Source organism: Phyllobacterium phragmitis (assembly GCF_002980495.1).
GTDB lineage: Bacteria > Pseudomonadota > Alphaproteobacteria > Rhizobiales > Rhizobiaceae > Paramesorhizobium > Paramesorhizobium phragmitis.
On record NZ_PVBR01000004.1, the window covers coordinates 373,947 to 384,731 of the forward strand.

Sequence of the window (10,785 nt, forward strand, 5' to 3'; positions counted from 1 at the left end):
TGATGCCCATGCATCTCGACATCATCGAAATCCGGTCGTTTTACGCCTCCACACTTGGGCATCTGGTCGAGCGCGCGATCGTCATGGCGCTGTCGTCCTTATGGACGAAATTGCCGGAGGAGCGTCTGGTCGGCATCGGCTATACGTTGCCCTATCTCGATCGTTTCCGCCCCGATACGGAGCGCACTTTCGCTTTCATGCCGGCGGGGCAGGGTGCGATCTGCTGGCCGGCGGCCGAGGCGTGCACCACGGCGCTGGTCTTCGACGAGGAACTGCCGCTGCCGGATTCATCCGTTGATCGCATCCTGCTCGTCCATGCCTTGGAACATTCCGAAAATCCGAGCGAGACGCTGAAGGAGATGTGGCGCGTGCTGGCGCCCAATGGCAGGCTGGTGATCGTCGTTCCCAACCGGCGCGGCGTCTGGGCGCGCTTCGAGCACACGCCTTTCGGAAGCGGACGGCCCTATAGCCGCGGCCAGATCATCCGGGTGTTGCGCGAGGCTAATTTCACCGCCGGGACGGTGATGGAGGCACTGCATTTTCCGCCCGCCACGCATCGTTGGCTGCTGCGTCCGTCGGCTCTGGTGGAAAAGATCGGGCGGCGGCTATGGCCGATCTTCGGCGGCGTGCTGGTCGTCGAGGCCCAAAAGCGGCTGTATCAGGGGCTGCCGGTGGCGCAGCGCTCGTCGCGCCGTGTCTTCGTTCCCGTGCTGGCGCCACAGGGAACGGCGATGCATCGTGACAGGCCGAACAAAAAAATCCGGCGATAAAGCCAGCGCCTAAATCAGCGCTTGAGCACGAATACCGCCTGCTGGCCGAACAGGTTCCAGAAACCCCAGGGCATATTGAAGGTCATGCGTTCGCCGAGCCGATTGACGGCAACCGCATTTTCCAGCTTCGCGCCGATCTCCTCCGTCATCTCGACGAAATCGTGGATCGTGCAGAAGTGGATGTTCGGCGTGTCATACCAGCTATAGGGCAGGTCCTTGGTCACCGGCATGCGTCCGCGGAACAGCAGCGACAGGCGCATCCGCCAATGACCGAAATTGGGGAATGAGACGATGGCCCGCTCGCCGATGCGCAGAAGTTCGCTCAGCACCTGCTTGGGATTGCGGGTGGCCTGCAGCGTCTGCGACAGGATGACATAGTCGAAACCGGAATCGGGATAATAGACGAGATCGCTGTCGGCATCGCCCTGGATGACGGAAAGGCCGCGCGCCAGGCATTGGTTGACGCCGGCCTGCGACAGTTCCACGCCGCGTCCGTCGACATTCTTCTGCGTCTGCAACAGTTCGAGCAATTCGCCGTCGCCGCAGCCGACATCGAGCACGCGCGCGCCTGGTTTCACCAGAGACGCGATGATCTCGAAATCGACGCGATTGGCGACGTGGCTCGCCGTGGCGCCGGCGGTTGTGGTGAGCGCGTTCATGGCAGGGCGATGCCTCTTGCCCGCGCCGCCGAATGGATGAAGCCCTCGATGGCGGAAAACATGACGGGCTCGTCGAGCAGGAATGCATCGTGCCCGCGGTCCGTCTGGACCTCGACGAACGATACGGAGGCTCCAGCCGCGTTCAGCGCATGCACGACCGCCCGGTTTTCCGCTGTCGGGAACAGCCAGTCGCTGGAGAAGGAGGCGATGCAGAAGCGGGTCTTGGTGCCGGCGAAAGCATCGGCCAGCCGCTCATTATGGTCGAAGGCAAGATCGAAATAATCCATCGCGCGGGTCATATAGAGGTAGGAATTCGCGTCGAAGCGGTCGACGAACGTTATCCCCTGATGGCGCAGATAGCTCTCGATCTGGAAGTCCGCGTCGAAGCCGAAGGTGACGTTCTGGCGATCCTGGAGATTGCGCCCGAACTTGCGGTGCAGGGCGGCTTGCGAGAGATAGGTGACATGGGCGGCCATGCGCGCGACCGAAAGGCCCTTGCGCGGCATGGTCCCCGCCTCGATATAGCGGCCGTGCTGCCAGTCGGGGTCGGCCATGACGGCCTGCCGCCCGACCTCGTGGAAGGCGATATTCTGCGAGGAATGGCGGGCGCCGGTGGCGAGCGCCACGGCAGTGAACACCCGGTCGGGATAGCTCGAGGCCCATTGCAGCACCTGCATTCCGCCCATCGATCCGCCGACCACGGCGAAAAGCTGGTCGATGCCGAAATGATCGACGAGCATCGCCTGGGCGCGCACCATATCGGCGATCGTGATGACCGGCAGATCGAGCGCATAGGGCTTGCCCGTCTCCGGATTGATCGATGCGGGACCGGTGGAGCCCATGCAGCCGCCTATGACATTGGCGCAGAGCACGAAAAACCGGTCGGTATCGATCGGCCTGCCGGGGCCGACAAGATTGGACCACCAGCCGGGCTTGCCGGTGATCGGGTGGGTGTTGGCGACGTGCTGGTCGCCGGTCAGCGCATGGCAGATGAGGATCGCGTTGGATTTCTCCGCATTGAGTTCGCCATAGGACTGATAGGCGATCTGGAACGGGGAAAGCGAGGTGCCGCTGTCGAGGCGCAGGGGCTTGTCCGCGCCGAAAGCCACCACCGGACTGTGCGGATGGATCGCTTCCTGCGTGCGCTGATCGCCTTTCAGGGCTTTTACCTCGGCCTTGGTCATTTCGCGAATTTTCTTCCAGAAATCTTGCGGTAGCTAGAGTCGGTGCGCCATCAAAGTCAAGGTTTCTCTCGACACATGTGCTGAGGCAGTTTATGCCGCATCAGTCCAGGATATGTTGATATTCAGGTGATGGCGGGCTGCAAATGACGCTTTTCTGCGCTCCGGTTCTCGAAAACGCCATTTTCGCCTCACCCTGACCTGAATCTCAATACACCCTATTTCTGCCCTATCGGATCACATCATGACCATCATGCCGAATGCAAACCGCCCCAGCCCGAAACGCGGTGTTCTCGATATCGCCGCCTATATCCCCGGCAAGGAATCCGTGCCGGGAGTGGCCAAGGTCTACAAGCTCTCCGCCAACGAGACGCCGCTCGGGCCGAGCCCGCATGCGATCGAGGCATATCAGGCGGCGGCGCATCGGCTGGGCATCTACCCCGACGGGCAGGCGAAGGCGCTGAAGGAGGCGATTGCCGAAACGCAAGGGTTGAACCCGGCCAACATCATGTGCGGCAACGGATCGGACGAACTCCTGAGCCTTCTGGCGCAGACCTATCTAGCGCCCGGCGACGAGGCTGTTGTCACCGAACACGGCTTTCTCCTCTACAAGATCCAGACGATTGCCGCGGGCGCGACGCCGGTGACCGTCAAGGAGAAGGACGAGCGCGTCGACGTCGATGCCGTTCTCGAAGCGGTGACGCCGCGCACCAGGATCGTCTTCATCGCCAATCCGAACAATCCGACCGGCACCTATCTGCCGTTCGAAGAGGTGCGGCGGCTGCATGCCGGCCTGCCGAGGACCGTGCTGCTGATACTCGATGCGGCCTATGCGGAATATGTCCGACGCAACGATTATGAAGCCGGCGTGGAACTGGTGTCTTCAAGCGAAAACGTGGTGATGACGCGCACTTTCTCGAAGATCCACGGGCTTCCCGGTTTGCGCATCGGCTGGATGTACGCACCGGCCCATGTGATCGATGCCGTCGATCGGGTACGCGGCCCGTTCAATCTCAACGGGGCTGCGATCGCCGCGGGAGCGGCCGCGATCCGCGACCGGGCGCATGTCGAGATGTCGGTCGCCTTCAACGACAAATGGCTGCGGTGGCTCGATGCGGAACTGACGGCGCTCGGCCTGCGGGTCACGCCTTCGGTCGGCAATTTCCTGTTGGTGCATTTTCCCGACGATCCCGAAAAATCGGCTGAAAAGGCGGATGCCTATCTGACCTCGAAAGGTTATATCCTGCGCCGCATCGGGGCTTACGGGTTCCCCAATGCGCTGCGCCTGACCGTCGGCCCGGAGGAAGCAAATCGCGGCGTCATTGCCGTCCTGTCCGATTTTTTGAAGTAAAAGAGAATGTCCAAAATCCATTTCGACAAAATAGCGCTGATCGGGATCGGTCTCATCGGTTCGTCGCTGGCGCGGGTGATCAAGCGTGAAGGGCTGGCGGACAGCATCGCCATCGCGACGCGAAGCGCGGAGACGCTGAAGCGGGCTGAAGAGCTGGGGCTGGGCGACAGCTATACGACCGACAATGCGCAAGCCGTCCGGGACGCGGATCTGGTCATCGTCTCGGTGCCGGTCGGGTCTTCCGGCCTGGTGGCGCAGCAGATCGCCGGCGTCTTGAAGAGCGGCGCGATCGTCACCGATGTCGGGTCCACCAAGGCCTCCGTCATCGCGCAGATGCAGCCGGAACTGCCGGAAAGCGTGCACTTCATCCCCGGCCATCCGCTGGCGGGCACCGAATATTCCGGCCCGGATGCCGGCTTCGCGGAACTCTTCACCAACCGCTGGTGCATCCTGACGCCGCTGCCGGACACCGATCCGATGGCTCTGGCCAGGCTGAAGGCGTTCTGGGAAGCCTGCGGCTCATGGCTCGACCAGATGGATCCGCAGCATCACGATCTGGTGCTCGCCATCGTTTCGCACCTGCCGCACATCATCGCCTACAACATCGTCGGCACGGCGAACGACCTGGAGCAGGTGACGAAGTCGGAAGTGATCAAATATTCCGCCTCCGGCTTTCGCGATTTCACCCGGCTCGCCTCGTCCGACCCGACGATGTGGCGCGATGTCTGCCTGAACAACAGGGATGCGATCCTGGAGATGCTGGGCCGCTTCTCCGAGGATCTCGCCTCGTTGCAGCGCTCCATCCGCTGGGGTGACGGCGACGCGCTGTTCGATCTGTTCACACGCACGCGCGCGGTGCGCCGCGGCATTATCGAGGCGGGGCAGGAAGTGGACGCGCCCGATTTCGGCCGTCAATCCACGCTCACCGGGGCCACGCCCACCGGGGCCACGCTCTCCCAGGCAGCGCTTTCAAAGCGTGGGCAGATTACCTAGCGGGATGAAACCCGCCGTCGCCTTGCCGCGCTTGACATTGACGGTGATGGTCGGCGCGCCGGTCTCGTCCTTCGGCATGGCCGAGAGGGCGAAAAGCACGGTGGAGATGTTGCGGTCCTGATCGGGAAAGGCCGTGCGCGCCATTTCGGCAAGTGCCGGCGGGTTGGTGAGGCTGAGGCGGAACGTGCCGTCGATCACGCCTTGCTCGTCAACGGAGAACGGACCGGAAATCGTCAGTGAGCCGCCCGACGGCAGGGAAAGCGTCGCATTGCTGATTTCGCCCGACTGTCCACGCAAGCGCTCCTCGATCGAACCCGGCCTTGGCTGAAACAGGGCGGCGGCGTCTGAAAACGTGATATCAGCCGATCCGGACAGCACGGGAATCGGCGTGTTGCCGGTTGCGGCTTGGGAAAGCGTCAGCCCGTCGAACTTGAGCGTCGTTTGCAGGGGGCCGCTGAAGCCGTTTGCCTCGAACCGCAGGTCGGCGATTTCGGCGAGCGGCGTCGCGCTGGTCGTCTGGGTGCGCACGCCGATGCGCAGCCCCTTCGCCTCGGTGGAGATGCGGGATGGCGTCGGGCGGATGAGTTCCGTGCTCGACGTCAGTCGATCCCAGCGCAGCTCAAGCGGCACCAGGCCGGGAATGCCGACGAAGGCCGGTCCGACGATTTCGTTGGTCAGGCTGCGCGGCGCGTAGATGGGCGAGCCGGAGGTGATGCGGCCGGCGAGAAATGAAATGCCGACATTCGGACGCCGCCATGAAATGCTGTCGCAGACGAGATCGATACGCAGGGGATAGCCTGCCGTATGGAGATTTTCGCAATTCGCCGAAATGCCTTTGGCGTCGAGCGCCGCCAGATCGCTTTTGGCGCGGGCCTCGATCTTTTCCGCCAGATAGTACCAGCCCGCCGTATATGCCCCGACGGCGATGAGAACGCCGGCCGCCAAAAACAGGAAGCCCTTTTTGTTCCTTCTGGATGAGACGCTTGACGGCATGGAGGGAGCCCCGTTATCGATCTATGTGCAATTTACGTCGTGGTCTTTGCTTCCCGGCGCCACGGTTTTTCACACCGGACGCCAGTGACCGCATCATTTCTTAAACCGGAACCGATTTAAGGAATTATGCAGCAGATTTAAACTGTTACAGCGTCCTTTACGCGTCATGTATATGACGTGTGGCGCTGTAATGGCCAACTACTGGAATGGATATGGGCGATTTTTGGGTGTTTGGCTATGGTTCCCTGATGTGGAAGCCAGGTTTTGCCCATGTGGAAACGGCGCGCGCCCGGCTTTACGGGTATCGAAGGGCGCTTTGCATCCGTTCCCATATCCATCGCGGCACGCCGCAGCATCCGGGGCTCGTGCTCGGGCTCGATCGCGGCGGTTCATGCCTCGGCCTCGCTTTCCGCGTACCGGGCGACCTTGCCGACGAGGCGCTTGCCTATCTGCGCGCCCGGGAACTCGTCACCCATGTTTATCTGGAAAGGCGGCTGCCGCTGCGTCTCGGGGACGGACGCTCGGTCGAGGCGGTGGTCTATGTCGCCGACCGCCTTCATGGGCAATATGCCGGCGCCCTGCCGGCGGAAAGGGCGGCGGAAATCGTTGCGCAGGCCTCGGGCCAGTCCGGGCCCAATGTCGATTACGTCACCAGCACGGTCGATCATCTGCGCAAGATGGGCATTCGCGATCATTGGCTGGAAAGTGTGGCGGCGATGATTGGTGGCAGCGATGAGACCTGCGCCTAGATCAGTTCCTGTTTTGATGGAATCGCCTGGCCTTACGCCATTCTGCACCGCCGGAACTGTGGAGATGCCTCGACAATGCCGCCGCTACTACGGTTGGAATATGGATGCGTCGTTGCTTCCACCCGTGTGCAACAGCGCTATTTCGAAGGGCGCGGCGGCTCGAAACCCAGTTCCTTCAGCCTCTGGATCGCCGTGGGCGGCATGGGGGGCGGATTTTCGTCCCTGGCCGCTTCGAGCAGCAATTCGTCGCAGGCGGCTTCCGTCACCTCGATCAGGCGCTTGAAGAAAGTCTCCTTGTCCAGGCCGGCCTCGATGGGCGGCAGGACACGGCAGCGTATCGTGCCGGGATAGCGGCGGAACTTGCGGCGTGGCCAATAGAGTCCGGCATTATGGGCGATGGGAACCACCGGGAGGCCGAGCTCGGCATAGATATGGGCGATGCCGTATTTATACTGGGGCGGTGCGCCGGGCGGACGGCGCGTGCCCTCGGGATAGATCAGGATCTGACGGCCCTGGGCGATGGCTTCCTTGGCGCCCTGGGTGATGGAGCGCAGCGCCTTGGTGCGGGTGCCGCGATCGACCGGGATCATGCGCATCTTGGCGACATACCAGCCGAACAGGGGGATCCACATCAATTCCCTCTTGAGGATCATCACGGGATCGTCGAGCCGAGGCAGGAAGGCGAACACGTCCCAGAAGGACTGATGCTTCGGCGCGCAGATATAGGCGCCTTCGGGGATGTTCTCCAATCCCTCGATGGAGTAATCCGTGCCGACGATCAGCTTCTGCAGCCAGAGATTGGACAAGGCCCAGTTCTTCGGCACCATCCACGCCTTCTTGCGCGGCATGAGAAAATAGATGGGCGTGAACACGATCATCTGGATGATGATGCTGACATAGAATGCCGCGTTGAACAGCAATGAACGGACGACGATCATCAAGCGAACCACCGATTTCGGTTTGGGGATCATGCAATAGCTGAATGGCGTCACCGATATAGCAGGACGCGGCGCGTTTCCAGACGAGAAAGCGCAGCGAACGGTTTTTTCGAAATTTCCGGCTTCCAGAGAGCAGGATTATTTTTCGGAGGATGCGTTCGCGGCGGTATCCGGTGCCGGCGGGGAGATGACCAAGCGGGCCATCGATCGCAGATATTTGACATATTCGGTCAGCAGCACGCGCAACGTGTCGCCTTGCTTGATCCAGTTTTCCTGGCTCAGATCGGTCTTGACCACGGGATAGGGGATGAACGCGACATCCGGCATGGCGCGGGACAGTTCGGCCATGCTGCGCGGCATATGGTAATTGTTGGTGACGACGATGACGCGGCGATAATCATGCGCCTTGATCCATTTGGCGCTTTCCCTGGCATTGCCCACGGTATCCTGCGCCGAACGGTCGATATCGATGCAGCATGTGAACAGGGCGGCGTCGGCATGGGTGATGCGCTGCAGCGCCTGGCGCTTCGTCGAGGGATGCACGCCGCTGATGAGAAGTCGCATGCCATTCTGGTGCTGAAGGAGGCCGATGGCCGTTTCGATGCGCGCCTGCCCGCCGGTCAGGACGATGATGCCGTCGGCGGCCGGCACGGTTGCCGGCTCACGCATATTGGTCACATGTTCGCTGAAAGCCAGGAACCCCACCGCAAAAGCCAGGACGAGGACGAGCAATAGCAGGGTGACCGGTTGGAAAAACTTGCGCAGGCGGGCGAATATGCGAGTCATGATGTTGGGTAGCAGGCGGCGGCGCCGGGAAACGGTCGGCCGCGAAGCAATGGCGCGGTCTTCGGCATAGTGCTCCTGATGGCTTTCCTCCACCGTGGCGACCGTGGCGAAATGCGTTTCCATCGCAAAACCGTACTCAGCAAATGCGGCATAGGATAGCCATGATTGCGGCAGGAAGACAAGATTTCGCCTTCTCACCGCTCGAAGTGAAGGGATTTCCACAATTAAAAGTCATCGCCTCAGATGGCTTCCGATCCACGGTTGTCCATCTCCCTCAATTGCGTGATGACGGTCAGGCGCGTCGTTATCATGGTCAGCAGGCTGACGAGCAGGATGATGACCGCCACGCCCGCATAGCCGTCCCTGCCGATGGCGAAATTGCCGAAGAGTGCGGCGGCCTGGTCGGCCTCCGGCGTGGCGAGATTGCGGGACGACCACCACGAAATCATCAGGAACACCAGGATCGCGGTCCCGCCGCCGCACAGCGCACCCTTGAGCGCGGTGCGGAAGAAGTGGCGCTCGAATTCACGCGCGACAAATCCCGCTTCGGCGCCGATGAAATGCAGAACCTCGATGATGTGATCGTTGCCGGCCATCGCGCCGCGGGTGGCGAAGATGACGGTCAGCACCGTCGCGGCGATGACCAGGACAAGCACGCTCATGCCGATCAGCACCGTCGTGCGCGCCATGGAGACGAGGCGGTCGACCCATGTGCGGTGATCGTCGAAGCTCGCGCCCGGCACGCTGCGGACGAGTTCGGCGCGCAAGGTGGCGAAATCGGGCGGCTGATCCTCGTCGATCGAGACGACCACCAGGCGCGGCACGGGCAGTTCATCGATGTCGAGCCCGCTGCCGAGCCATGGTTCGAGCAGCCGGGCGGTGGCGGCCTTGTCGACGATGCGGGCCGAGGTCACACCGGCGAAGCCCTGGGCGATCTTGCGCGCCTGCGCCAGAAGCGCCTCCATATCCTCGCCGTCGATGGGCCTTATCTGGATCGTCGCCTCCTTGGAGATCTGGCTCTGCCATGTCGCCGCCGAATCGCGCACGAGGCTGACCCCGCCAAGCGTCAGGCAGGCAAGGAAGGTCATGATGGCGATGACGATGATGAGCGCGGTGCCGGCGACATTGCCCTGCGGCACGATCGGCGTCTGGCTCGGACGATTGCGCCATTGATCGACCAGCCTGAAAACGGCGTTGCGGACGGTATCGAAGCGTTGCAGGACCTCATTCATAGATGTTGAGCCTCCCATGATCGAGGATCATGCGGCGGGCATTGACCTGGTCCATCAGCGTCAGATCGTGGGTGGCGATGATGACGGCGGTTCCCGAATGGTTCAACTCGGCGAAAAGGCGCAGGAGGCGACGGGCGAGCGGCGGATCGACATTGCCGGTGGGTTCGTCGGCGAGCAGGATTTCGGGCTGATCGATCAGGGCGCGGGCGATCGCGGCACGCTGCTTCTCGCCGCCCGAGAGCACCGGCGGCAGCACGCGCATGCGCTCACCGAGGCCCACCCACTGCAGGAGTTCCTCGACCTCATGGCGGTAGGTCGCCTCCTCCTTGCCGCGCACGCGCAGCGGCAGCGCCACATTCTCATAGGTGGTCATGTGATCGAGGAGGCGGAAATCCTGGAACACCACGCCGATGCGGCGGCGCAGGAGCGGCAGTTCGCTGCGGTCCAGCGTGGCGATATCCTTGTCGAAGACATTGATCAGGCCGCGCGTCGGCTTCAGCGCCATGAACAGGAGGCGCAGCAGCGATGTCTTGCCGGCGCCGGATGGGCCGGTGAGAAACTGGAAGGAACGCGCGGGGATATGAAAGCTGACGTCGCGCAGGACCTCAGGACCCATACCATAGCGCAGTCCGACATTCTCGAAGCGAATCACGATGCAATTGTCCCGGACTTCATGGGATGGTTCATAAGCCGGAATGACCATTGAATGCTATGGTTAACCACGCGTTAAAATCCGTTGTTCCGTCGTCGAAAAGTCCTGGGGGAGGGAAGCTTTAACCATTCTCGTTCAGATTTCTGCGGCTGCCTAGGGCATGACGCCGAAAAACCGAGCCGGTTTTTGGAATTGCGCAGAGGAACGTGACTGCACGATGGCACAGATCGATCGAAAAGGATTCGTGTCCGTTCCAAGAGCGTCCGATTTCAGGAAATCGCCTCCATGGGCCGATGATGCGGTGGAGGACGCGGAATTCGAGAGCATCGCGCCGGGAGGTAGCGACATTCGGGCGCCGCCGCTTCCGGTGCTGCTCGAACCCGATCACCTTTCGATCCTCAAAACGGGAACCCGGAACGGCTTCGCGCCGGCTGCAGCCGGGCTGCCGGGCGCATCCTATTGGGTTCTGGTGCTGCTCGCC

At 62.0% G+C, this 10,785-nt stretch carries 12 protein-coding genes; 5 read left to right on the forward strand and 7 right to left on the reverse strand.

The window, feature by feature from the left end:
- Window positions 1-8 precede the first annotated feature (8 nt).
- Window positions 9-770 (forward strand): class I SAM-dependent methyltransferase, encoded by a 762-nt coding sequence (locus tag C5748_RS07800; RefSeq protein WP_105741352.1) that lies wholly within the window; start codon window positions 9-11, stop codon window positions 768-770.
- 14 nt (window positions 771-784) lie between these two features.
- On the opposite strand, the gene metW is transcribed toward C5748_RS07800, so the two are convergent.
- Both metW and metX read right to left on the reverse strand, forming a co-directional pair.
- Window positions 785-1,429: a methionine biosynthesis protein MetW gene (gene metW / locus C5748_RS07805; RefSeq protein ID WP_105741353.1), complete on the reverse strand. Its 645-nt coding sequence runs from the start codon at window positions 1,427-1,429 to the stop codon at window positions 785-787.
- The gene (gene metX, locus C5748_RS07810; RefSeq protein WP_105741354.1) at window positions 1,426-2,613 is read right to left on the reverse strand and encodes a homoserine O-acetyltransferase MetX; all 1,188 of its coding nucleotides are present in this window, start codon (window positions 2,611-2,613) and stop codon (window positions 1,426-1,428) included. The genes metW and metX overlap by 4 nt, the downstream gene beginning before the upstream one ends.
- Window positions 2,614-2,854: 241 nt before the next feature.
- Here metX and hisC point away from each other — a divergent pair, with 241 nt between their 5' ends.
- Window positions 2,855-3,961 (forward strand): histidinol-phosphate transaminase, encoded by a 1,107-nt coding sequence (gene hisC / locus C5748_RS07815; RefSeq protein WP_105741355.1) that lies wholly within the window; start codon window positions 2,855-2,857, stop codon window positions 3,959-3,961.
- A gap of 6 nt (window positions 3,962-3,967) precedes the next feature.
- The gene (locus C5748_RS07820) at window positions 3,968-4,954 is read left to right on the forward strand and encodes a prephenate/arogenate dehydrogenase family protein (protein WP_105741356.1); all 987 of its coding nucleotides are present in this window, start codon (window positions 3,968-3,970) and stop codon (window positions 4,952-4,954) included.
- On the opposite strand, the gene C5748_RS07825 is transcribed toward C5748_RS07820, so the two are convergent.
- Complete coding sequence (locus C5748_RS07825) at window positions 4,931-5,947, reverse strand: DUF2125 domain-containing protein (protein ID WP_105741357.1); 1,017 nt, start codon at window positions 5,945-5,947, stop codon at window positions 4,931-4,933. The two genes, C5748_RS07820 and C5748_RS07825, sit on opposite strands and share 24 nt — an antisense overlap.
- A gap of 212 nt (window positions 5,948-6,159) precedes the next feature.
- Here C5748_RS07825 and C5748_RS07830 point away from each other — a divergent pair, with 212 nt between their 5' ends.
- Window positions 6,160-6,696 (forward strand): gamma-glutamylcyclotransferase, encoded by a 537-nt coding sequence (locus tag C5748_RS07830; protein ID WP_105741358.1) that lies wholly within the window; start codon window positions 6,160-6,162, stop codon window positions 6,694-6,696.
- A 137-nt stretch (window positions 6,697-6,833) separates the two neighbouring features.
- Here C5748_RS07830 and C5748_RS07835 read toward each other — a convergent pair whose 3' ends face one another.
- The 4 genes from C5748_RS07835 to ftsE form a co-directional block, all read right to left on the reverse strand.
- The gene (locus C5748_RS07835; RefSeq protein WP_425350223.1) at window positions 6,834-7,634 is read right to left on the reverse strand and encodes a lysophospholipid acyltransferase family protein; all 801 of its coding nucleotides are present in this window, start codon (window positions 7,632-7,634) and stop codon (window positions 6,834-6,836) included.
- A gap of 138 nt (window positions 7,635-7,772) precedes the next feature.
- Entirely contained in the window at window positions 7,773-8,543 is a 771-nt protein-coding gene (locus C5748_RS07840; RefSeq protein WP_245428858.1) for a YdcF family protein, read from the reverse strand.
- Between the two features lie 116 nt (window positions 8,544-8,659).
- Window positions 8,660-9,652, reverse strand: coding sequence for a cell division protein FtsX (locus C5748_RS07845; protein ID WP_199194732.1), 993 nt, complete (start codon window positions 9,650-9,652; stop codon window positions 8,660-8,662).
- The gene (gene ftsE / locus C5748_RS07850) at window positions 9,645-10,304 is read right to left on the reverse strand and encodes a cell division ATP-binding protein FtsE (RefSeq protein ID WP_105741407.1); all 660 of its coding nucleotides are present in this window, start codon (window positions 10,302-10,304) and stop codon (window positions 9,645-9,647) included. The genes C5748_RS07845 and ftsE overlap by 8 nt, the downstream gene beginning before the upstream one ends.
- A 244-nt stretch (window positions 10,305-10,548) precedes the next feature.
- Here ftsE and C5748_RS07855 point away from each other — a divergent pair.
- On the forward strand, window positions 10,549-10,785 hold a 237-nt coding region (locus tag C5748_RS07855), incomplete at its 3' end, for a hypothetical protein (protein ID WP_146119491.1).